This window comes from Streptomyces sp. DT2A-34, assembly GCF_030499515.1.
Classification (GTDB): domain Bacteria; phylum Actinomycetota; class Actinomycetes; order Streptomycetales; family Streptomycetaceae; genus Streptomyces.
This window is the reverse complement of record NZ_JASTWJ010000001.1, coordinates 8,072,824-8,095,044: the sequence shown is the minus strand read 5'-3', so window position 1 is coordinate 8,095,044 and position 22,221 is coordinate 8,072,824. Positions and strand designations below refer to the sequence as shown.

22 protein-coding genes and 1 pseudogene are annotated in these 22,221 nt (G+C 71.1%); 10 read left to right on the top strand and 13 right to left on the bottom strand.

The genetic code is table 11. From position 1 onward, the window contains the following. Positions 1-67: 67 nt before the first annotated feature. A complete protein-coding gene (locus QQM39_RS36160) occupies positions 68-1,669 on the bottom strand; it encodes an MFS transporter (RefSeq protein WP_302001791.1) in 1,602 nt (533 codons plus the stop codon). A 478-nt stretch (positions 1,670-2,147) separates the two neighbouring features. Between QQM39_RS36160 and QQM39_RS36155 the strand changes: the two genes are divergently transcribed. Next, complete coding sequence (locus tag QQM39_RS36155) at positions 2,148-3,209, top strand: phosphatase PAP2 family protein (protein ID WP_302001790.1); 1,062 nt, start codon at positions 2,148-2,150, stop codon at positions 3,207-3,209. Positions 3,210-3,311: 102 nt separating this feature from the next. Here QQM39_RS36155 and QQM39_RS36150 read toward each other — a convergent pair whose 3' ends face one another. Then, positions 3,312-3,527: an I78 family peptidase inhibitor gene (locus QQM39_RS36150; RefSeq protein ID WP_302001789.1), complete on the bottom strand. Its 216-nt coding sequence runs from the start codon at positions 3,525-3,527 to the stop codon at positions 3,312-3,314. Between the two features lie 466 nt (positions 3,528-3,993). On the opposite strand from QQM39_RS36150, the gene ctaD reads away from it, so the two are divergent. Continuing rightward, positions 3,994-5,673, top strand: coding sequence for a cytochrome c oxidase subunit I (gene ctaD / locus QQM39_RS36145; protein WP_302001788.1), 1,680 nt, complete (start codon positions 3,994-3,996; stop codon positions 5,671-5,673). A 31-nt stretch (positions 5,674-5,704) separates the two neighbouring features. Here the strand turns inward: ctaD and QQM39_RS36140 are convergent, their stop codons facing one another. The 3 genes from QQM39_RS36140 to QQM39_RS36130 form a co-directional block, all read right to left on the bottom strand. Then, entirely contained in the window at positions 5,705-6,112 is a 408-nt protein-coding gene (locus tag QQM39_RS36140) for a hypothetical protein (protein ID WP_367669468.1), read from the bottom strand. A 69-nt stretch (positions 6,113-6,181) separates the two neighbouring features. Further along, positions 6,182-7,477 carry an ABC transporter substrate-binding protein gene (locus QQM39_RS36135; protein ID WP_302001787.1) on the bottom strand — a complete coding sequence of 432 codons (1,296 nt, stop codon included), beginning with the start codon at positions 7,475-7,477 and terminating at the stop codon, positions 6,182-6,184. Continuing rightward, positions 7,452-8,033, bottom strand: coding sequence for a hypothetical protein (locus QQM39_RS36130; RefSeq protein WP_302001786.1), 582 nt, complete (start codon positions 8,031-8,033; stop codon positions 7,452-7,454). The genes QQM39_RS36135 and QQM39_RS36130 overlap by 26 nt, the downstream gene beginning before the upstream one ends. A 156-nt stretch (positions 8,034-8,189) precedes the next feature. On the opposite strand from QQM39_RS36130, the gene QQM39_RS36125 reads away from it, so the two are divergent. From QQM39_RS36125 to QQM39_RS36115, 3 genes are read left to right on the top strand one after another with little or no spacing between them, the layout of a single operon-like run. Beyond that, on the top strand, positions 8,190-8,666 hold the full coding sequence (locus tag QQM39_RS36125) for a hypothetical protein (protein ID WP_302001785.1): 477 nt from the start codon (positions 8,190-8,192) through the stop codon (positions 8,664-8,666). Further along, a complete protein-coding gene (locus QQM39_RS36120; RefSeq protein ID WP_302001784.1) occupies positions 8,666-11,503 on the top strand; it encodes an ATP-binding cassette domain-containing protein in 2,838 nt (945 codons plus the stop codon). The genes QQM39_RS36125 and QQM39_RS36120 overlap by 1 nt, the downstream gene beginning before the upstream one ends. Next, the gene (locus tag QQM39_RS36115; protein WP_302001783.1) at positions 11,500-12,183 is read left to right on the top strand and encodes an ATP-binding cassette domain-containing protein; all 684 of its coding nucleotides are present in this window, start codon (positions 11,500-11,502) and stop codon (positions 12,181-12,183) included. Before QQM39_RS36120 ends, QQM39_RS36115 begins: the two co-directional genes overlap by 4 nt. Here the strand turns inward: QQM39_RS36115 and QQM39_RS36110 are convergent. Together QQM39_RS36110 and QQM39_RS36105 are read right to left on the bottom strand one after the other, a co-directional pair. Continuing rightward, the gene (locus QQM39_RS36110) at positions 12,116-12,658 is read right to left on the bottom strand and encodes a transglycosylase family protein (RefSeq protein WP_302001782.1); all 543 of its coding nucleotides are present in this window, start codon (positions 12,656-12,658) and stop codon (positions 12,116-12,118) included. The two genes, QQM39_RS36115 and QQM39_RS36110, sit on opposite strands and share 68 nt — an antisense overlap. A gap of 118 nt (positions 12,659-12,776) precedes the next feature. Then, entirely contained in the window at positions 12,777-13,442 is a 666-nt protein-coding gene (locus QQM39_RS36105) for a transglycosylase family protein (RefSeq protein ID WP_302001781.1), read from the bottom strand. Between the two features lie 537 nt (positions 13,443-13,979). Between QQM39_RS36105 and QQM39_RS36100 the strand changes: the two genes are divergently transcribed. Continuing rightward, on the top strand, positions 13,980-14,762 hold the full coding sequence (locus QQM39_RS36100; protein ID WP_302001780.1) for a hypothetical protein: 783 nt from the start codon (positions 13,980-13,982) through the stop codon (positions 14,760-14,762). Between the two features lie 103 nt (positions 14,763-14,865). After that, complete coding sequence (locus QQM39_RS36095; RefSeq protein ID WP_302001779.1) at positions 14,866-15,216, top strand: hypothetical protein; 351 nt, start codon at positions 14,866-14,868, stop codon at positions 15,214-15,216. A 47-nt stretch (positions 15,217-15,263) separates the two neighbouring features. On the opposite strand, the gene der is transcribed toward QQM39_RS36095, so the two are convergent. From der to aroH, 5 genes are all read right to left on the bottom strand, one after another. Then, entirely contained in the window at positions 15,264-16,742 is a 1,479-nt protein-coding gene (gene der, locus QQM39_RS36090) for a ribosome biogenesis GTPase Der (protein WP_302001778.1), read from the bottom strand. A gap of 81 nt (positions 16,743-16,823) precedes the next feature. Next, complete coding sequence (locus QQM39_RS36085) at positions 16,824-17,411, bottom strand: 1-acyl-sn-glycerol-3-phosphate acyltransferase (RefSeq protein WP_302003854.1); 588 nt, start codon at positions 17,409-17,411, stop codon at positions 16,824-16,826. 53 nt (positions 17,412-17,464) lie between these two features. Further along, a complete protein-coding gene (cmk, locus tag QQM39_RS36080) occupies positions 17,465-18,151 on the bottom strand; it encodes a (d)CMP kinase (RefSeq protein ID WP_302001776.1) in 687 nt (228 codons plus the stop codon). A 406-nt stretch (positions 18,152-18,557) separates the two neighbouring features. After that, the gene (locus QQM39_RS36075; protein WP_302001775.1) at positions 18,558-19,643 is read right to left on the bottom strand and encodes a prephenate dehydrogenase; all 1,086 of its coding nucleotides are present in this window, start codon (positions 19,641-19,643) and stop codon (positions 18,558-18,560) included. After that, a complete protein-coding gene (gene aroH, locus QQM39_RS36070; protein ID WP_302001774.1) occupies positions 19,640-20,002 on the bottom strand; it encodes a chorismate mutase in 363 nt (120 codons plus the stop codon). Before aroH ends, QQM39_RS36075 begins: the two co-directional genes overlap by 4 nt. Before the next feature lie 153 nt (positions 20,003-20,155). Here aroH and QQM39_RS36065 point away from each other — a divergent pair. The 3 genes and pseudogenes from QQM39_RS36065 to QQM39_RS36055 form a co-directional block, all read left to right on the top strand. Further along, positions 20,156-20,365 (top strand): annotated as a pseudogene (locus QQM39_RS36065) (DUF6529 family protein); the annotation flags it as partial. Further along, positions 20,362-20,772, top strand: a complete 411-nt coding sequence (locus QQM39_RS36060; RefSeq protein ID WP_302001773.1) for a Rieske (2Fe-2S) protein — start codon at positions 20,362-20,364, stop codon at positions 20,770-20,772. The pseudogene QQM39_RS36065 and the gene QQM39_RS36060, both read left to right, overlap by 4 nt. A gap of 22 nt (positions 20,773-20,794) precedes the next feature. Further along, the gene (locus tag QQM39_RS36055) at positions 20,795-21,538 is read left to right on the top strand and encodes a nucleotidyltransferase domain-containing protein (protein ID WP_302001772.1); all 744 of its coding nucleotides are present in this window, start codon (positions 20,795-20,797) and stop codon (positions 21,536-21,538) included. Here the strand turns inward: QQM39_RS36055 and QQM39_RS36050 are convergent. Then, positions 21,464-22,219 (bottom strand): nucleotidyltransferase domain-containing protein, encoded by a 756-nt coding sequence (locus QQM39_RS36050; RefSeq protein ID WP_302001771.1) that lies wholly within the window; start codon positions 22,217-22,219, stop codon positions 21,464-21,466. The genes QQM39_RS36055 and QQM39_RS36050 overlap by 75 nt on opposite strands. Positions 22,220-22,221: the final 2 nt, after the last annotated feature.

Genomic DNA, 22,221 nt, shown 5'->3' with positions numbered 1-22,221 from the left:
ACCGCAAGCCGCCGACGGCGACGGACCCCGTGCGTGGGCGGGAGAAGGTTGTTCACACAGAGACTGTTCACACAGAGACGCGGGACTCCGCGACTTCCCTCTGCGCAGGCAACTCCACGGCAGGCGCCTCACACTGCATGGCCCGCGGCAACCGCACCGCCATCACCGCCCCCAGCAGCAACAACCCCGCGCTCACCAGCAACGTCACATGCAGCCCGTGCACAAAACAGTCCCGAGCCGCCCGCTGCAGGGCCACCCCCGCAGGCCCGCCCAGCTGCGCGGCGACCTCGTAGGCCTCCCCCAACGAGTGCGAGGCCGCCGTGGAGGCCGACGCCGGAACACCCGACACGCTCGTCAGCCCGGGGGCATACGCCGCGTTCATCACGCTGCCCAGCAGCGCGATGCCGATCCCCGCACCCAGCTGGTACGACGTCTCGCCGATCGCCGCCGCCCCGCCGGCCTGCTCGGGCGGAGCCTCGCTCAGCATCGACTCGTACGCCCCGAAGAGCGTCGTCTCCAGCCCGAAGCCCAGCAGCACGAACCCGGACAGCAGCAGCACGGGATTGTCCTCGCCGCCCATCGCCGTCAGCAGCAGCACCGCCACGGCCGTCAGAACGAACCCGGCGCACACCATCCGACGCGGCCCGAACCGCCGCAGCAGCCGCGCGCCCGCCAGCCCCGCCGCCATCGCCGCGAACGTCAGCGGCAGCAGCCGTAGCCCCGTCTCCAGCGGCGACAGCCCCAGCACCAGCTGCAGATACTGCGCCGCGATCAGTTCCAGCCCCACGAGCGCGAGCATCGCCAGCACGATGCACCCGACGGACGTACTGAAGGCAGGCCGGGCGAACATCCGCAGGTCCACCAGCGGATACTCCCGGCGCCGCTGCCGTCGTACGAAAAGAACCAGCAGCACCGCGCCGACGACCAGCGGCGCCACGGTGAACACGCTGGCCACCGCCTCCCCGCCGCCGAGCCGCTTCACGCCCAGGACGACACCGAACAGGCCGGCCGCCGCCATCAGCGCGCCGACCACGTCCCAGGGGCCCTTGCCGTCGCCCTTCGACTCGGGCAGCAGCAGTCGTCCCACCGGGAGGCTGACCAGCATCAGCGGGATGTTGACGAGGAAGACCGAGCCCCACCAGAAGTGCTCGAGGAGGAAGCCGCCGAGCAGCGGCCCGACCGCCGCGCCCACAGCGGCCACCGCGCTCCAGATGCCGATCGCGAGGGCCCGCTCACGCCGGTCGGGGAAGACCTGGCGCAGGATGGACAGGGTCGCGGGCATGATCATCGCGCCGCCGACGCCGAGCAGGGCGCGGGCCAGGATCAGCACCTGTGGGTCGTGTGCGAGGGCCGCGAGACCGGAGGCGAGGCCGAAGAGGCCGTATCCGAGAAGCAGGACCCGTCTGCGGCCCACGCGGTCACCGAGCGTGCCGAAGAGAATCAGCAGCGAGGCGCAGACCAGCGGATAGATGTCGACGATCCAGAGCAGTTCTATCGCGCCGGGCCTGAGGTCCTCGGTGACGGCGGGCACCGCCACGTGCAGCACGGTCGCGTCGACGGCGACGAGGAGCAGGCTGACGCACAGGACGACCAGGACGACCCAGCGGTTGGCACCGGCCCCGGCCGCCCGACGGCGCAGCGCAGCGGCAGCCGTGGTCGGACCGGACATGTACGTACCTCCCAGATGTTCCCTCGCCCCGGCGGGCTCACGGGGTGGGGACTCCCCGTGACTCGGCCGGAGAGGAGCGGTGGTCTCCGGCCCGCGCAACGAAGGGCGAGTGACTCGTCAGAGTACGCGAGTCCGCGTCGGTGCCGAGTGGCGGACCTCTCAGACTCCGCGCAGAGCGCGTGTGGCGTACGCCACGTCCGGTCGCACCGCCGCCCCTCCCGCTCCTCCTGGCCCCTGCTCGGATCCGGGCCGGCCCGGTGAGCTCCAGGGGAATTCCATCCCATCATTCGGTGAACCAATTCATAAGCAGCGAAAAACGAGCTTCCGAAATGATCAAAGGAATTGAAGGATGTAGCGCCCAGTGATTACGGATTCCTTGGAAATAAACCTCCTCCTGAGAGGAATCCCACATCACATCGTCATCACAAAGCCGTGGAATCGCCCTTGAACTGCGCTCACTCGCTGTAACGTCGATTGGGTGCGTACCGAACGAAAGCTGACCCGTCTGGACCGGGTCTTCGCCAGGCTGGACCGGGAGCCGGAACGTCCGGCCCACATCGATGTGCCGGGGATGACCCCGCACAGGATCGTGCTGTTCGCCGCGACTCTGGCCTTCTACGGGGCCATCGTGTGGGCCGTCGTCATCACCTCGTGGCTGGTCCGGCTCGACTGGCAGGTCATGTTCTTCCGTCCGTACCAGCAGTGGGCGGAGATCCACGCGTTCGTCGACTACTACGTGGTGCTCGGCCAGCGCGGCCCGACCGCCGTGATGGTCGCGGCCTGGCTGGGCTGGCGTTCCTGGCGGCAGCACACGCTGCGGCCGCTGATCGCGCTCGGCGTCTCGCTGCTGCTGCTGAACGTCACGGTCGGCGCCGCGAAGCTCGGCATGGGCCGCCTCGGACCGCACTACGCGACGACCGTCGGCTCCAACGAGATGTGGCTGGGCGGCGATATATTCCCCAGCGGCCACACCGCCAATGCCGTGGTGACCTGGGGAATTCTGGCGTATCTGGCCTCGACCCCGAGAGCGCGCCGCTGGCTGTCGGCCCTGTCGGCGGTGACCTCGCTGGGCGTCGGCCTGTCCACCGTCTACCTCGGTACGCACTGGCTGAGCGACGTTCTGCTCGGCTGGGCCGCCGGTCTGCTGATCATGCTCGCCCTGCCGTGGTTCGAGCCGCTGATCGCCCGCTCCGAGAGCTGGATCTTCGACCTGCGCGACCGCTGGCGCGAGCGCCGGGCCGGCGCCATGTCCTCCCCCACTCTCGAACCGGCTCGAGCGGGGGGACCCCCGTCGGCCGCCCCGGTCGGGGCCCCCGTGCTGCTCAAGCCGCGCGCCACGGCCGCCGACGACGAGGTCGCGGCACGCGAGTCGGCCCCCGCGCCCCGCTCGCCCCGGGCGCCCGTCTATCTGGCGCCCGGCCCGCACACGGCCCGCGCGGAGCGCACTCCGGTCACCCCGATCGGCAGCCGCCGCCCGCCGCACCCGGACCGCATCACCCGCGGCGCGGCCCCGGCAGCCCGCCCTCTCACGGGCGGCTGACCTTCCCGGACAGCGCGGTTCGGTACGCACGACCACCCCGCAGCACGACGGCCCCGGTTCCTCGACAGGAGCCGGGGCCGTCGCCCTGTGTCAGCCTTTTCGTCAGCCCTTCCAGGCCCGAGCCACCTGGCCGTCCTTGACCTCGAAGTTCAGGCGGCCGCTCCGGTATTCCATGGTGATGATCGCCCCCGGCGGCAGCGAACGCACCGTCGACCACCCTCGGTCACGGGCGAGCCGCTCGGCCCGGTCGGCGTCGAGACCGACATATGTGTCCGGGCTGTCCTGGGGTTCGGCGGGGGGTTTCGGAATGGGTGCCATACCGCCACGCTAGGGCCTGAGCGAAGGATCGGGCCAGAGCGGACCGGGAACCTTTGTAGCGGCCATCCAGGTCACACATCCCCCTCCGGTCACGCTTTTGTCACAGAACCACGACACGCGTTTCGGCCACTCTTCGTCACACGGACGAGCGGTTCCGTAGGCCTTCCGCAGGCACTTCCGCAGGCATTCGATCGTAATTTCCGCGTGTCGCACCGGCCGGACCAATGGCCCGCCGGAAAAGTTCCCGGGGAACTATCCCCGGACTCCTTGACGGACTCCTATTCCCCCGATTCCGCGGGGGCCGCGGGAGCCGGTATCGCACAGAAAGTACATGGTTCTACCACAGAATCTCCGTACGCCCCCTGTCGGAGCGCTGCCGACGCGAGCATCATGGCGTGAGCTCGCGTCGGCGCGTGCGGCGCGGGCTTTCAGCGGGCCCGGGGCGCTACGAGCGAAGGGGCGAGCGATGGGGACGCAGACCGTACGGGCGACGGCACGGCCCGAGCGGACCGGAGAGCCCGGACGGGTGATCGTCGACTGGCTGACCACCACCGACCACAAGAAGATCGGCCATCTCTACCTGATCACGTCGTTCGGGTTCTTCCTGGCCGGCGGGGTCATGGCCCTGCTGATGCGGGCCGAGCTGGCCCGGCCCGGGACGCAGTTGCTGAGCAACGAGCAGTTCAACCAGCTGTTCACCATGCACGGCACGATCATGCTGCTGCTGTTCGCGACCCCGACCTTCGCGGGCTTCGCCAACGAGCTGATGCCGCTGCAGATCGGCGCCCCGGACGTGGCCTTCCCACGGCTGAACATGTTCTCGTACTGGCTGTTCCTGTTCGGCGGCCTGATCGTGATGGGCTCGCTGATCGTGCCGAGCGGGCCGGCCTCCTTCGGCTGGTTCGCCTACGCGCCGCTCAACAGCCTGGAGCGCTCGCCCGGCATCGGCGCCGACCTGTGGATCATGGGTCTCGCGCTGGCGGGCTTCGGCACGATCCTCGGCGCGGTCAACTTCATCACCACGATCATCGGGATGCGCGCCCCCGGCATGACGATGTTCCGGATGCCGATCTTCGTGTGGAACACGCTGTTCACGTCGATCCTGATCCTGATGGCGTTCCCGGTGCTGGCGGCGGCATTGCTGGTGCTGGAGGCGGACCGCCGGTTCGGCTCGGTGGTGTTCGAGGCGGGCAGCGGCGGGGCGCTGCTGTGGCAGCACCTGTTCTGGTTCTTCGGCCATCCCGAGGTGTACATCATCGCGCTGCCGTTCTTCGGCATCATCAGCGAGATCATCCCGGTCTTCGCGCGCAAGCCGCTGTTCGGCTATCTGACACTCGTCGCGGCGACGATGGCGATCACCGGTCTGTCGATGGTGGTGTGGGCGCACCACATGTTCGTCACGGGCGCGGTGCTGCTGCCGTTCTTCTCCTTCATGAGCTTCCTGATCGCGGTGCCGACGGGTGTGAAGTTCTTCAACTGGACCGGCACCATGATCAAGGGCTCGCTGTCCTTCGAGACCCCGATGCTGTGGGCGTTCGGCTTCCTGGTGACGTTCCTGTTCGGCGGGCTGACCGGGGTGATCCTGGCGTCGCCGCCGATGGACTTCCACGTCTCCGACTCGTACTTCGTCGTCGCCCACTTCCACTACGTCGTCTTCGGCACCGTCGTCTTCGCGATCTTCGCCGGGTTCCACTTCTGGTGGCCCAAGTTCACCGGGAAGATGCTCGACGAGCGACTGGGCAAGATCCACTTCTGGACGCTGTTCGTCGGCTTCCACACCACGTTCCTGGTGCAGCACTGGCTGGGCGCGGAGGGCATGCCCCGCCGGTACGCCGACTACCTCGCCGCCGACGGCTTCACGGCGCTGAACACGATCTCGACGATCGGCGCGTTCCTGCTCGGCCTCTCCACGCTGCCGTTCCTCTACAACGTCTGGAAGACCGCGAAGTACGGCCAGAAGGTCCAGGTCGACGACCCCTGGGGCTACGGCCGCTCCCTGGAGTGGGCGACCTCCTGCCCGCCCCCGCGGCACAACTTCACCGCGCTGCCGCGGATCCGCTCCGAGTCCCCGGCGTTCGACCTGCACCACCCGGCGCACGCGCTGGAGGCTCCGCAGCCGGAGCCGAAGAGCGAGCAAGCCCCCTAGGCCCTGTCGTCAAATTTCCCGCCTGCCCGGCCTACGGGCGGACGCCGGGCATTTGACGACAGGGCCTGGCTAAAGGCGTGGCCGGCACCCGGCACTCCACGCTCAGGTTGCCCTGCCGGGTCTCGTACGGGACTCGGGAAGCGAGGGAGTGCACCTGCATGGCACCCGGCGCCAAGCGGTGCGGCTCCCCCTCCGTCACGCGCGCGTACGCGTCCCAGTGCCCCTCGGGCAGCGCGACACTGCTCGGCAGGGCGGCGCGCAGGCGGCCGGTCGTGGCCGGGGTCAGGGGCAGGGTGACCTCCTCGTGGCCCTCGCGGTGGCGCAGGACCAGGTGGGCCGCCTCGGTGACTCCGGCCGAGGTGACGTCGAAGGTCAGCCCGCCGGCCGAATCCGCGATGCAGTCGGCACGCAGGGGTACTGCCTGCGACACGGGCGTCATACGCTGCGGTTCCTCCCTCGGCTCTGTGCTCTGTCGGTTGGACCGACGATGCGGCCTTTTGGTTGCCCGTCACGGCTGATACGACAGCTGCGGGACCTCGAAGCACGTGCCGTTCATGTCTCCTTGGGAGACCCAGCCTTTGCCGTCCTCCCAGCGGGCCACGGACAGACAGGTCCGACGGCTCTTCGGCGGCTCGGCCAGCCGCTCGAACCTGACCGGGATCAGCAGGCCGTCGGCGGTGTACCCCTGGCTGCGGTTCATGAAGTCGTCGACACACGCGCGCGTGACGCCCTGTTCGGCACACGACTTCGCCGCGTCCGTGAACCACATCGCCGCGGCCCAGCCCTCCAACTGCCACTGGGAGTGCGCCTTCAGCCCGTCGGTGGCGTCCCGGAACTCCCGTACGGCGTCCAGGTCCGTGTCCTCGTGATTGCGGGACGACCCGGTGGCCCACAGGGCGTTGCGGCAGCGCGGGGAGTCCTTGTACTCCTCGGCGACGGTGGAGGTCCAGTTCTGGACGTTCGTGACCTTGGCGGTGACGTCGGCGCCGACGTCGTCCATCGCCTCGCACAGCCGGGCGTTGCCGTGGCTGTCGATGGCGTCGAAGACGAGGTCGGCGCCCTGCTCCTTCAGATCGGCCGCGACCGCCCGGAAGTTGGACAGCGCGAAGTCGACCTGCTCGGTGACCACCTTGTAGCCCTCGGCCTTCAGCCCCCGCTCGACGAGCCGGGCGTAGGCGGCGGACGCGGGCTGGTTGTAGGAGACTACGGCGGCCGTACGGGCGCCGTGCTCGCGCTTGAAGTAGCGGTAGATCTCGGTGCCGCCGTACTGCTTGCCGTCCCAGCCGGTGGTGCCGTGGCGGGGCGCGAGGCTGCCGTAGATGCCGTAGAGGTGCGGGTAGGTGTCGTAGGCGGCCCCGATGGGCTGGCCGCCGATGTCGGGCACGCGCGCGCGTGAGACGCGGGAGGCGCCGGCGTAGTCCAGGGCGGTGGTGGCGACCAGGGCGACGACCTCGTCCTCGTCGATCAGCTCGTGCACGCACTCGTTGTTGCCGACGCCGCTGCCGCCGTCGTCGCACTCGCGCACCTCGACCCGGCGCCCGTCGATGCCTCCGCGCGCGTTGAGGCGGTCGAAGAAGGCCTTGGCGCCGTCGCGGGGGCCGGTGAAGGCGCTGCCGCCGACGGGGCTGGTGGCGCTGGTGATGATGCCGACGCGGATCGGGGTGCGGTCACCGGCGGGCGCCGAGGGAGTGCTCCGGTCGCGGTGCTCGAAGTCGCTCTCCGGCAGCCGGCTGCCGCACGCCGTACTCAGAGCCAGTACCACCACGGCGATCGCCGCCTCAGCACCCCGGGATCGGCGACCCATTGCCGCTCAACTGGACCAGCGCGCACAGTGTCTTGGCGGACACCTTCCAGGTGCCGTCCTGTTCGACCGCGGTCCCGGAGGCGTTCGGCAGGGCGGTCGCGCCCTTCAGGGTGAGGTCGTACGTCACGTTCGCCTCGGTCGGCGAGGTGAACTCGACCTTGGAGACCTTCGCCTGGACCTGTCCGCCGCGCTCGTCACCGCTGAACGCCTGCAGGACCGGCGCCATCCGGTCGCCGTTCTCCAGGACGGTCCGCTTGTCCTCCAGGGACGTCTTCGGGTCGAAGAACTTCTGCCAGTTCTGCTCGATCTCCGTCTCGGCGGCCCCCACGTCGGCGGGCGCCGTCGCGGCCGGCGACCGCTCGGTCGGCTCGGTCCGCTCGACGGTCGGTGTCGGCGGCGTCTCGTTGCCGCCGCCTCCCTCGTCGTCGCTGCAGGCCACGAGGGCCGGGGCGAGGAACAGGAGCAGGGCGGCCGCCGCCGCGGTCCCCCGTCCCGCCGCCCGTGGGCAACGCCTCCTGTGTGCGTTGCTCCGCCTGAGGTCGCTCCCGAGAACCATCTGGCTCACCACCGGGTGTCGATCCGGGCCGTGCGCGCCCGGTGCTTTCAGGGTCAGCTTGCAGGAGGCATAGTGCAAGCCATTGGCTGACATGGACAGGCACATGCGCAGAAACCCGCTGTGCGTGCCCCGAAACCCGACGTGTGGGAGCCGGCGATGCGGACAGCCCGACTGCGGACCGTGCACCCCGTCCTCTGGGCCGGCTGGGCCGCGCTCGCGGCGGGCGCGGTGCTGTGCGTCATCGGCTGGTACGGCATCTCCGGCGAGCGCTTCGCCGAGCGGCAGCTGCCGTATCTCGCGTCCTGCACGATTCCCGGCGCCGCGCTGATCATCGCCGGGGCGGTGCTGCTGACCCACGGCCGAGGCGCCCTCGCCGCCGCCCGCGTGGAGGAGCTGTACGGCCTTCTGGTGGCCGCCGAGCCCGCCGACGCGGAGGAGTCCCGGCAGGCGGCCGCGGCGCCGCTCGCGGTCAGCGCGGACCTGCTGATGGTGCCCGGCGGCACCCTCTGGCACCGCGCGGACTGCCCGCTGGTCGCCGGGAAGGTGGAGGCGGTGCCGGTCGACGCGAAGCTGGTGAGGAGCGGCGAACTGGGCCCGTGCCCGATCTGTGAGCCCGCCGAAGCGGACGACTGATGTCCTCCCTGACGTACGACCTCACCCTGGCCGGACTGTCGGTCGGCAGCGCCGCCGCGCTCACCGGGATCGGTCTGGTCGTGACGTACCGCGCGACCGGGGTGCTGAACTTCGCGCACGGGGCGATCGCGATGGTGTGCGCGTATGTGCTGCGGCAGTGCGTGGTGGAGTGGGACTGGCCGCTGTGGGCGAGCGCTGCGGTGACACTGCTGGTGCTCGCGCCCGGCATCGGGATGGTGCTGGAACGGTTCGTCTTCCGGCCGCTCGCGGTCCTGGGCAGCGACCCGGCGCAGACCCTGGTCGCGTCCATCGGGGTGTTCGTGCTGCTGGTGGGCGGGGCGGCGCTGTGGTGGGGCCTGGGGGCGCGGGACGACGCGCCGGAGCTGGTGTCGGCGGATCCGTGGGGTCAGCTGGCGGTGGCGCTGATGCTGGCGGCCGGGGTCGGGGCGGTCATCCGCTGGACACGCTTCGGGCGGGAACTCCGTGCCGTGGTGGACGACCGCCAACTTGCCGCGCTCGGCGGCATCGACGCGGACCGGGTGGCGGCGGCGGGCTGGGCGTTCGGCTCGTTCACGGCGGGCCTGACGGGCGTGCTGCTGGCGCCGTACGTCCGCCTGGACCCGTACGGCATGCCGCTGCTGGTCATGGAGGTGGTCGCGGTCGCGGTGGCCGCACGCATGCGCAGCCTGCCGGTCGCGGTGATCGCGGCCCTGGGCATCGGCGTGGCCCAGAGCCAGCTGACGCGCCTGCACCCCTCCGGCTGGGGCGCGCCCCTCCTGCAGGCCGTCGGCACGAACCTCTTCGTCGTGGCCCTGCTGATCGCCGCCCTGGCCCTCCCCCGCGTCGGCACCCGCGACGCCCTGCCCCGCACGGCCACCGCGCGCGTGCCGACCCCGCCGGGCGCCTGGATCGTGGCGGCGGTTCTCTTCCTGCTCCCCCTGGGCTTCGCGGGCTCGGACCTGCACACGTCGGTACAGGTGCCGGCGCTGGCCGTGGTGCTGCTGTCCCTGGTCGTGGTCACGGGCCGGGGCGGCCAGATCTCCCTCGGCCAGGCGGCGTACGCGGGCCTGGGCGCCCTGTTCACGGCCCTGCTGGCGGCGGGCCGCTTCCCGGGTCTGCCGCGCCTGCCGGAACTCGCGGCACTGGGGCTGGCGGTCGTCCTCGTAGCCCCCTTAGGCCTCCTCACCGGCTGGCCGGCGATCAGCCGCCGGGGTCTCGCCCTGGCGCTGGCGACCTTCGCGGTGGGCGTCGGCGTGAGCCGCTTCGTCTTCACCCAGCCGTACGCCATCTCGGGCCTCCCCCTGGACCGCCCGGCCGGGTTCGAGGGCGACCGCGCCTACTACGTCCTGGAACTGGCCCTCCTCGCGGCCGCCCTGCTGACGACCCGGCTGCTGCGCCGGGGCCGCACGGGCCGGGCCCTGGCGGCGATGCGGGACCACGAGTCAGGGGCATCGGCGGCAGGCGTCCAGGTGCCCTCCTTGAAGCTCCTGGCCTTCGTCTCCGGCGCCGCCCTGGCGGCGCTGGGCGGCGGCCTGCTCGGCATGGGCCTGCGCGCCTTCGACCCGACCGCCTACGACCCGGTCCGCGGCCTCCTCTGGTTCGCCGCGGTAGTCGTCCTGGGCGCCGACAGCACCCTGGGCGCCCTGCTGGCGGCTGCCCTCCTGGTCGGCCTCGACGCGGGCGCCCGGGGCGGGGTGGCGGCGGCCCTGATCGGGGTGCTGGCGGTGCTGGTGGGCCGCTTCCCCGGGGGACCGTACGAGGCACTGCGTGCGGCGACGGGGAGGCTGCGGCGGAGGGCGAGGCTTACGGCGTCGGGGGCGGAGGTGCGGAGGCGACTGCGACCACCGGAGCGAGGACCTGCATCTCAGCCGACCTCGGCGGGGGTGACGGCGCCAGGGCCGACGGGGGCGACACGCGGGGACGAGCGGGGTGGTGCGAGCGGCGGAACCGATGGACGCAAGGCACCCGGCAGGTCCGCGGCGCAGCCCCGACCAGCCGGGGCCGCCGACGGCGCTGAGCCCCCACAAGGGCCACTCGCACCCGACGACGAAAGCAGTACGGGCGGTGCGGGTGGGAACCCAAACGCGGCCGAAGGCCGCGTGCACCCCCACGCACCCGCACCCGCACCCGCACCCGGCAACGCCACCCTCACCACCCACCACCTCCAAGTCCGCTACGGCACCTTCACCGCCCTCGACGACGTCACCCTCACCGTCCCACCCGGCCACATCACCGCGATCATCGGCCCCAACGGCGCCGGAAAGAGCACCCTGTTCCACTGCCTGGCCGGCACCCACCGCCCCGCCCACGGCCAAGTCCTGCTCGGCACCCGGGACATCACCCGTATGCCGGCCCACGCCCGCACCCGCCTCGGCATCGCCCGCACCTTCCAGCAACTGGCCGTATTCCCCTCCTTGACCGTCGCCGAAAACGTCCGCGTAGGCGCCGAGCAGGGCCGAGTCCGAGACCCCGCGGCCGTGGAACGCGCCCTCGCACTCCTCGACCTCGACGGCCCCGTACGGGCCATGCCCGCCGCCGACCTCCCCACCGGCACACTGCGCCGCGTCGAACTGGCCCGCGCCCTCGCCGGCAGCCCGCGCGTGCTGCTGCTCGACGAACCCGCCGCCGGCCTCGACACCGCAGAAGTCACCGCACTGGCCCGGGTCCTGAAGGCCCTCGCCGCCGACGGCACGGCCCTGCTCGTCGTCGAGCACGACCTCGACCTGGTCGCCGACCTCGCCGACACCGTGCACGTCATGGCGGCGGGCCGCGTCGTCGCCTCCGGCCCACCCGGCCACGTGCTCGACCTCGCAGGCTCCCAGGAGACCCCCGTATGACCACGATCTCGCTGCGCCACGCGCGCGTGCGCTACGGCCCCGTGGAGGCCCTGCACGGCGTCACCCTCCCCGCCCCCGGCCCCGGCCCCGGCCTCACCGTTCTGCTGGGACGGAACGGATCCGGCCGTACGACCGCGCTGCGCGCCCTGGCCGGCACCGTGCCCCTGTCGGGCGGCGCGGTGGTGTGGGACGGCGCCGACGTGACCCGTATGCCCGCATACGAGCGGGCCCGCCGCGGTCTGTGCCTGGTCCCCGAGCGGCAGGCGACGTTCGGCTCCCTCACCGTGCGCGAGAACCTCGAACTCGCGGCCGACTCGTACGACATCGCCCTCGACGTCTACCCCCGGCTCGCGCCTCTCCTCGCGCGCCGCGCCGGCACCCTCTCCGGCGGCGAGCAGCGCATGCTCGCCCTCGCCCGTGCCCTGCTGGCACGCGCGCGCGTGGTGCTCGTGGACGAGCCCGCGCAGGGCATGTCGCCCGCGGTGGCGGCCCGTACGTACGAACTGCTGAGCGGACTCGACGCCTGCGTGATCGTCACCGAGCAGCGCCTGCCGCGCGTGCTGCGCGGCAAGGCGGCACTCGTCCACGAACTGCGGCGGGGTGCGGTCGTGTTCAGCGGAGAGAGCGGCGAGTGGGAGCGCCGTGCAGCGCGCCGAACCGGGTCGAGCCCTTCCGGATGAGCTGCGATGTCTTCGAGGTCAGGCGATCCACGACGCTGGGTTTCTCCAGTTGCATACGGCCCTTGAGCCCGTACCGCCTGGAGCACTGCGGCCAGGCCCCCCACCCCTGCACGGCCACCACTTTCCGGGCGATCGTGATCTGCTCCTTGCGGGTGGCGAGATCCGCGCGCGGGGCGTACTTCCCCCCGCCGAAGCCCTCCCAGGTCGACTGCGAGAACTGCAGTCCCCCGTAGTGGCCGTTGCCGGTGTTGATGCTCCAATTGCCGCCGCTCTCGCACTTGGCGACACAGCCCCAGGGCCACTGGTCCTTGGCACAGCCGTACGCCGCGGGTTTGGGCGGCGGTCCGGGGGCCGGTGGTGGTGCCGTATGGACGTGCTGCGTCGGGTGCGTTGGCTGCGCCGCGTGCGACGTTCCCGGGAGAACCGCGGTGAACAGTGCGGCGGCCAGGGCGATCGTGAGTCGTGTGCATTTCATATCAGCACGCTAGGCAGCTTATTACGGTCGGCCGGGGCGGCGCGTCCGACGGCCGCCGGGGCCCCACCCGGTCGGCGGACCGAGTGGGGCCCCGCGCCCGGGGCAGCGGGCGACGCGCTCAGAGTTCGAGGCGCTGTCCGGGCACGATCAGATGGGGATCACCGCCGATGACGGACTTGTTGGCGGCGTAGAGCCGCTCCCAGGTGGTCCCGTGCCGGGCGGCGATGCCGCTGAGCGTGTCGCCCTCACGGACGGTGTGGTCACCGCGGGACGAGCCGCGGTTCGGGTGTCCCGCCGAACGCTCCGGCGTCTGCGAGGGAGTCGACGGGGCCGCCTTGGCGGAGGAGGAGGCCGAGCCGGTGGCGGGAGCCGCGGGTGCGCCTCCGGACGCTCCGGCACGAGCCGAACAGGTCGGCCACGCACCCCACCCCTGGGCGCGCTGGACCTTGGTGGCCACGGCGATCTGCTGGGCCTTGCTTGCCTGGTCCGCCGTCGGCGCGTAGGCCGTACCGCCGTACGCGCGCCAGGTGGAGGGGGCGAACTGCAGTCCGCCGTAGTAGCCGTTGCCGGTGTTGATGTGCCAGTTGCCGCCGCTCTCGCACTGTGCGATGCGGTCCCACACTCCGCCGTCCGCCGCCGCGGCGTTGCCGGTGGCGGCCAGCAGCCCGAGCGGGGCGAGCAGTACCGCCCCGGCGAGGACCGCCGTCGTACGAGTCCGGCTCCGGTTCGGAGCCTGCTGCGTCTTGAGACCGTTGCCGTGAGTGTTATCGGCACATTCGGACATGTAGTTCCCTCTCGAAGCACTCGGGATCCCCCAGGGCGAAGCGCCCCTCCCACGCCATGGGGCGCGTGAGTCGCGCTCACCCCGTCCGCCGGAGTCGGTACTGCGAGCTGGCTTGTTGCGGCCGGCGGACGTACCCGAGCGGTGCTCGTTGCACACGGCCGAGGAATGTAGGGAGGGCGCCCGGTCGGCACAACCAACTCCTTGTCATTCCAGGCCAGTTCGCCGTTACCTCCGGTATCGGCGATTTCCGGCCACCCACTTCATTCGCTGATTTCCGGATTTGTCGACCAACCACCCCGGTGATCTGTGACGCACCCCACGCCACCAACTTCCTTGTACTCACGAAGAGTTGACGGTGAGTACGTGATTCCGCACCCGAGGTGACCGTGCGCTGTGGATGGTTCGATTCCGTTCGCCCAGGTGCGTGACTCCCGCCACAGATCGTCCGTTGTCTTCTTCATGAGCCCGGCACCCGCCCGGTTCACGGGCCGGGAGCCACCCGGCCCCGCCACGCACCGCATCCCGAGGGAGCCAACCGTGCCGCGCATGCTCGACGTCAGCGACGAGGTACGTGCCGAGATCGGCGACGAAGAAGCCGACCGGCTGCTCGCCGGAGAGAACGCCCCCGGCAGTTACGACTGCACGTCCTGCCGCACCCCGGGCGACTCCGAACAGGAGCGCACCAGCACCGTCCTGTTCATCGGGGACGAGACCGCAGTCCTCGCCTTCGCCCACGCCACCTGCCTGCCCTCGCAGGTCGTCCAGGTCACCGAGGAGCAGTTGCAGGGTGCCGTGAAGTCCATCACCGGCGACCGGGTCGATCTGGAGCCGGAGTCGATCGTGCCGGAGCAGGCCGTGCTCGGCGTGACCAGCGGACTGGTGCTGATCGCGGGGGAACTGCACCCCGCCCTGGTCGTCGAACCGACCGGGCCCATCGTGCGCCCCGGGTCGCTCGGTGCCGGGGACGACTTCCTGCCGCTGCTCATCGAGCAGGGGTTCATGCCGGTGACGGAGCTGGCCGATGTACCGCCGGTGCTGCACGGCTGGTCCGTGCTGCTGGCCATGGGGCAGCTGCACGCGGTCCTCCAGCCCGGGACCAACGGCGGGCAGCCGGTCGCCTGGTGGCAGGCGCATCAGCCGTTGCTGGTGACCGACGGCTGGCGGGCCGCCGCGAACAAGCACCAGCAGGTGCTGATGTTCGCGGCACCGGTGGGTTCGATCGGGCGCCAGCCCCGGGAGGACCTGCTGCGGGAGGCGCTGGACAAGGCCGCGGCGAACGGCAAACTGGTCGGCGCGGCGTTGCCTCTCGCGGGCACCTGAGAGCGCCTGCCTCGCACCCCAGGGACGCTGCTGGCGCCCCCGATGAGCAGGCGATCCTTCGCGGCGGCCGCATCTCTTCGAGCGCGGGGTCGTTTGGACATACGTGCATGCATACGACGTTCCCCGCCATCAGGGCGGCCCCTCGCCCACGCCGATCTACGACGCGCTCTACGCCGAGTACGTCAAGTCCTTCCGTTCGCTGCCGGGTGATCGCAGCGGTGAGGAGGAGCTGGGGTTCATCGCGTTCGGGAACATCCCGCGGAGTACGGGCTCGTACGGGGGTCACCGCCCGGGGTCGTTCAGCAGTTCGTACACCGCCTACAGTGCGGGGGCCCACAGTGCGCGCCAGGGCCACGGCCAGCAGCCGCAGTGGCAGCGCGTCGGGCACATCGGACCGCAGGGCACGGGGATGCACCACGTCCCGGCCGCGCTGCCACCGGCGCGCAGAGGCTGAACACACGGAAGGGCGGCCCTCACCGGGCCGCCCTTCCGTCATGTCCGTTACTTCTTCTTGCCGCGCTTCTCCCGCACCCGCACCGAGATATGGATCGGCGTGCCCTCGAAGCCGAACTCCTCGCGCAGCCGGCGCTCGATGAACCGGCGGTAGCCCGCCTCGATGAACCCGGAGGCGAAGAGCACGAACCGCGGGGGCTTGGTGCCGGCCTGGGTGCCGAACAGGATGCGGGGCTGCTTGCCGCCGCGGACCGGGTGGGGGTGGGCGGCTACCAGCTCGCCGAGGAAGGCGTTCAGGCGGCCGGTCGGGACGCGGGTCTCCCAGCCGGCGAGGGCTGTCTCGATCGCCGGGACCAGCTTCTCCATGTGCCGGCCGGTGCGCGCGGAGACATTGACCCGCGGCGCCCAGGCGACCTGGCCGAACTCGGTCTCGATCTCGCGCTCCAGGTAGTAGCGGCGCTCCTCGTCGAGGGTGTCCCACTTGTTGTAGGCGATCACCATCGCGCGGCCCGCCTCCACGGCCATCGTGACGATGCGCTGGTCCTGCACCGAGATGGACTCGGAGCCGTCGATCAGGACGACGGCGACCTCGGCCTTCTCGACGGCGGCCGCGGTGCGCAGCGAGGCGTAGTAGTCGGCGCCCTGCTGGAGGTGGACGCGCTTGCGGATGCCCGCCGTGTCGACGAACTTCCAGGTCACGCCGCCCAGTTCGATGAGCTCGTCGACGGGGTCACGGGTCGTACCGGCGATTTCGTTGACGACGACGCGCTCCTCGCCCGCCACCTTGTTCAGCAGGGACGACTTGCCGACGTTCGGGCGGCCGATCAGGGCGATGCGGCGCGGACCGCCGATGCCGCCCCCGCCGAAGGACTCGCGCGGGGCCTCCGGCAGCGCCTCCAGGACGGCGTCCAGCATGTCGCCGGTGCCACGGCCGTGCAGCGCGGAGACGGGGTGCGGCTCCCCCAGCCCCAGCGACCACAGATACGCGGCGTCCGCCTCACCACTGGGACCGTCGACCTTGTTGGCGCAGAGCACCACGGGCTTGCCGGCCTTGCGCAGCAGTCGTACAACCGCCTCGTCGGTGTCAGTGGCGCCCACCTTGGCGTCGACGACGAACACGACGGCGTCGGCGGCCTCGATCGCGAACTCGGCCTGCGCGGCCACGGAGGCGTCGATACCGAAGACGTCCTGCTCCCAGCCGCCGGTGTCGACGACCTTGAAGCGGCGGCCCGCCCACTCGGCCTCGTAGGTCACGCGGTCACGGGTGACGCCGGGCTTGTCCTCGACGACCGCCTCGCGGCGCCCGATGATGCGGTTGACGAGAGTCGACTTGCCGACGTTGGGCCGCCCGACGACGGCGAGGACGGGAAGCGGCCCATGACCGGCCGCCTCAATCGCCCCCTCGACGTCCTCCAGGTCGAAGCCCTCTTCCGCGGCGAGCTCCATGAACTCCGCGTACTCGGCATCGCCAAGCTCTCCGTGCTCGTGCTCTTCGAGCGAGCCCTCGGAGTGGATGTGGTCGTTCATGAAGTCCGTACCTCGTTCATCGTGGTGATCGGTGGACCGCCCGGTGCCTTTGTGCCGGTCTGATCCACTACTCAGTGTCGCCTAGCGGCCGGTCAGTCGCCTGGCGTTTTCCAGGTGCGCGGTGAGCTGCTTCTGGATGCGCTCGGTCGCCTCGTCCAGCGCCTTGCGAGTACGCCGGCCGCTGCCGTCGCCCGCCTCGAAGGGGTCGCCGAAGACGACGTCGATACGGCTGCGCAGCGGAGGCAGCCCCTTTATCAACCGTCCCTGCCGTTCGGAACTTCCCAGCACGGCGATCGGCACTATCGGCGCCCCGCTACGCACCGCGAAGTACGCGAGTCCGGCGCGCAGGGAGGCGAAGTCGCCCCCGCCTCGGGTGCCCTCCGGGAAGATGCCGAGGACACCTCCGGCCGACAGGACGTCGAGGGCCTGCGTGATCGCCGTGCGGTCGGTGGTCTCGCGGTCCACCTTCAGCTGGCCGATGCCGGTCAGGAAGGGGTCGAGCGGACCGACGAACGCCTCCTTCTTGATCAGGAAGTGCGTCGGCCGGGGCGCCACGCCCATGACCATCGGGCCGTCGATGTTGTGGGAGTGGTTGACGGCGAATAGCACCGGCCCGGTCGCGGGCACCTTCCAGGCGCCGAGCACGCGCGGCTTCCACAGCCCGTACATCAGGCCGACGCCGATGCGCCGCCCGACCTCGGCGCCCTTCTCGGAGGGTGTCGTCACTTTCCGGCCCGCTTCTCCTCGACGAGCGTGACGACGCACTCGATGACCTGCTGCAGCGTGAGCTCGGTGGTGTCCACCTCGACCGCGTCGTCCGCCTTGGCGAGCGGCGAGGTCTTGCGGCTGGAGTCGGCCGCGTCCCGCTTCAGCAGCGCCTCGCGGGTCGTGTGCACGTCGGCGCCCTTCAGCTCGCCGGTGCGGCGGGCGGCGCGGGCCTCCGGGGAGGCGGTGAGGAAGATCTTCAGATCCGCGTCGGGCAGCACGGTCGTACCGATGTCACGGCCCTCGACGACGATGCCGATCTCCGCGGAGGTGGCCAGGGAGCGCTGCAGCTCGGTGATCCGGGCGCGCACGTCGGGCACCGCGCTGACCGCGCTGACCTTGGAGGTGACCTCCTGGGTGCGGATCGGGCCGGCCACGTCGGTGCCGTCGACGGTGATCGTCGGGTTCGCCGGGTCGGTGCCGGAGACGATCTCGGGCTTGCCGGCCACGGCGGCGATCGCGGTCGGGTCCTCGATGTCGATCCCGTTGGCCACCATCCACCAGGTGATCGCCCGGTACTGGGCGCCGGTGTCGAGGTAGCTCAGCCCGAGCTGCGCGGCGACGGCCTTCGACGTGCTCGACTTGCCCGTGCCGGAGGGGCCGTCGATGGCGACAATCACGGGCTTGGCGGCACCGTTTTCCACGGGGGAACACCTTCCTGGTGCGGTGAGGCGGGAGGGGCGGGGCGCGAACGTGCCCCGCACAAGGTTACTGGGTGCGGGTCACTCATCCGGCCGCGCACTTCATCAGCCCGCCCGACACGACCACTTCCCAGCGCCGGCCCAGTCATTTCAGCCCGCCCGGCGTTCGAGAACGAGCCCACGCCGTCCCCAGCCCCCACCCACCCACCCGCAGGTGCCTTCGCCTCTTGAGGCCGGTCAGCGTCATCCAGCCCGTCCGGCGTTTGAGGACGAAGCTCGTTCAGGGCCGAAGCGGGGGCCTGGGGGCGGCAGCCCCCAGGGGGGTCGAAGGGGCGGCAGCCCCCAGGGGGGTCGAAGGGGCGGCAGCCCCTGGGGACGGGACGGGTAGGGGCGGCGGGGGCGAGAAACCCTACTGACGGATCGCCCAACCCCGCTCCCGCAGCGCAGCACTGAGCACCGTCGCCGCCTTCGGCTCCACCATCAACTGCACCAGACCGGCCTGCTGCCCCGTCGCATGCTCGATCCGCACGTCCTCGATATTGACCCCGGCCCGCCCCGCATCCGCGAAGATCCGAGCCAGCTGCCCCGGCTGGTCGTCGATCAGCACCGCGACGACCTCGTAGACCCGAGGAGCCGCCCCGTGCTTACCGGGCACGCGCACCTGCCCCGCGTTCCCGCGCCGCAGCACGTCCTCGATCCCGGACGTCCCCTCCAGCCGCTTGACGTCGTCGGACGACTGCAGCGCCCGCAGCGCCCGCACCGTCTCCTCCAGGTCCGCGGCGACATCCGTGAGCAGGTCGGCGACCGGCCCCGGGTTCGCGGAGAGGATGTCGATCCACATCCGCGGATCGGACGCCGCGATCCGCGTCACGTCACGAATGCCCTGACCGCACAGCCGTACGGCCGCCTCCTCGGCGTTCTCCAGCCGCGCGGCGACCATGCTGGACACCAGGTGCGGCATGTGCGACACCAGGGCGACCGCCCGGTCGTGGGCGTCGGCGTCCATCACCACCGGCACCGCACGGCAGTGCGAGACCAGCTCCAGGGCGAGGTTCAGCACCTCGGTGTCGGTGTCGCGGGTCGGCGTCAGCACCCAGGGACGGCCCTCGAAGAGGTCCCCGGTGGCGGCCAGCGGCCCGGACTTCTCCCGGCCCGACATGGGATGCGTACCGATGTACGCGGACAGATCCAGCCCCAGCGCCTCCAGCTCACGCCGCGGCCCGCCCTTGACGCTGGCCACGTCGAGGTAGCCGCGGGCCACACCCCGGCGCATGGCGTCGGCGAGCACCCCGGCCACGTGCGCGGGCGGGGCGGCGACGATCGCGAGGTCCACGGGCCCCTCGGGCGCCTCGTCCGTGCCGGCGCCGAGCGCGGCCGCCGTACGGGCCTGCTCGGGGTCGTGGTCGGCGAGGTGGACGACGACGCCGCGCCCTGCCAGCGCCAGCGCGGCGGACGTACCGATGAGGCCGGTGCCGATGACGAGTGCGGTTCTCACTGGGCGATGTCCTTGCGCAGGGCGGCCGCGGCGCCGAGGTAGACGTGCGCGATGTCGGCGCGGGGCTTGTCGGACTCGATGTGCGCCAGGACGCGCACGACCCGGGGCATGGCGCCGGCGATGTCCAGCTCCTGGGCGCAGATCAGCGGCACGTCGACGATGCCGAGCTTGCGGGCGGCGGCCGCCGGGAAGTCGCTGTGCAGGTCGGGCGTGGCCGTGAACCAGATGCTGATCAGATCGTCCGGGCTCAGGCCGTTGCGCTCCAGAATCGCGGTGAGCAGGGCCCCGACCTGCTCGTCCATGTGGACGGCCTCGTCCCGCTCCAGTTGGACGGCCCCCCGGACCGCTCGTACCGCCACGGCTTGGCTCCTTGCTGCTGTACGGATCGGCTCTTTCGCCGGTCCAGCCTAGTCAGCCCGGCTGCGGCAGACGCATGTCGCCCGCCCGCTGAGACACCGACAGGCGCCCGAAGTCGACTTGGGGCCACTTCCACCCGTGCATCCCGGCTCGTCCACCAGACGCACGAAACACACGTTTTCTGGCACTACCTCCTGGGTTGCTTCTTCTTCGATGCTTTCAGTGCAAAGATGCTGTTGCTCCGCTCGGAGCGACTTCCCGGCCGGCTGCTGCCGATCGTCGGCGGGCTGATCCTCACCGCTCTCCCGATCATCCGGCTGACCTCCGCCCTCAGGTTCTTCCGCACTTTCGGAGTGACGACATGAGCAACCGTCCGACGCGCCGCACCATCCTCATCACGGCAGGCGCGACAGGCGCGGCGGCACTCGTCGCGGCCTGCGGCGATTCCGACGACAAAGGCAGCTCGGCCCCGAGCCTCTCCCCCGGCGAGGAGCTGACCACCACGGCCGACGTCCCGGTGGGCGGCGGCACGATCCTCAAGGACGAGAAGGTGGTGGTGACCCAGCCGAAGTCCGGCGAGTTCAAGGCGTTCTCCGCGATCTGCACGCATCAGCGGTGCACGGTCGGCAGTGTCTCTGACGGCACGATCAACTGCCCCTGCCACGGCAGCAAGTTCAACATCACGGACGGCTCGGTGGCCAACCCTCCGGCGACGAAGCCGCTGCCCGAGAAGAAGATCACCGTGGAGGGAAATTCGATCCGCCTGGTGTGATCCGCCCCGTACGCTCCGGGGCATGCACCCCGAGACCCTGGTACGCGACCACACGATCTACGCCTGCGTCATGGGCTCGCGCGCCTTCGGTCTGGCGACGGACGGAAGCGACACCGACCGCCGGGGCGTGTTCCTCGCGCCCACCCCGCTCTTCTGGCGCTTCGACAAGCCGCCGACGCATGTAGAAGGCCCGCTGGAGGAGCAGTTCAGCTGGGAGTTGGAACGCTTCTGCGAGCTGGCCCTGCGCGCCAACCCGAACATCCTGGAGTGCCTGCACTCCCCGCTCGTGGAGTACGCCGACGACATCGGCCGCGAGCTGCTGGCCCTGCGCGAGGCGTTCCTGTCCCGCCATGCCTTCGAGACGTTCACGCGCTACGCGCTGGGTCAGCGCAAGAAGCTGGAGGCGGACGTCCGCGCACACGGTGCCCCGCGCTGGAAGCACGCGATGCACCTGACCCGCCTCCTGATCAGCGCCCGCGACCTGCTCCGCACCGGCCACCTCACGATCGACGTGGGCGACCGGCGCGAGCCGCTGCTCGCGGTCAAGCGCGGCGAGGTCCCCTGGCCGGAGGTCGAGTCCTGGATGACCCGACTGGCGAGCGAGGCCGAGGCGGCCTCCCACCGCAGCCCGCTCCCGACCGAGCCGGACCACCGCCGGGTGGAGGACTTCCTGATACGGGTCCGCCGCACCTCAGCCCTCCAGCCGGCTCCGTACGACGAAGGCGTGCAGGGCGTCGTAGGCGCTCGGGGCGTCGGGCAGCGCTGAGGCGGTCTGCGCCTCGTCCAGCACACTGTGCAGCCGCTCGATGTCGGCCGCCACGCGCGCGTGGTCGACATCGGCGGCCCCGTGCTCCTGCTCGGCCTTCGCCGCGATCAGCTCCGGCAGATAGGCGGGTGCGTCGACCTCCCCGATCAACGTGGGCAGATGCGCCTGCACCTCACCGCTGCGCATCAGATGAACGCCGGTGAGCAGCACCCTGAAGGTGTAGAGCAGCGGCTTGAGTTCGTCGGTCTTCTCGAACAGCCGCCACTGCGTGTTGGCGAACCCCCGGTAGTGATGGGCATGGTGACTGGTGAGGACACCGGGCACGAGTTCGGCCAGCTCCCGGTGAGTGTCCGTGGTGTGTACGACGAGCGGCGAGAGCAGCTGCTCCAGGACATAGCCGTTGCGGCGCAGCATCAGCCGTACGAACTTGCGCAGGTCGTGCGTGACCAGGTCCATCTCGACGCCGTCCCGCACCCACATCCGTGTCCGCGTCTCGTCCGGCTCGCGCAGCCCGACGAGGTCGGCGGTCGGCAGCAGGTGCACACCGCGCAGGTCGACGTCCGAGTCGCGCGACGGGAAGCCGTAGAGATGCGCGCCGGAGACCGTCGCGAACAGCACCGGATCGGGCTGTTCGGCGACGACGGGCGCGAGGTCGATGTCGATGTCCAGGGCGTCGATCATCC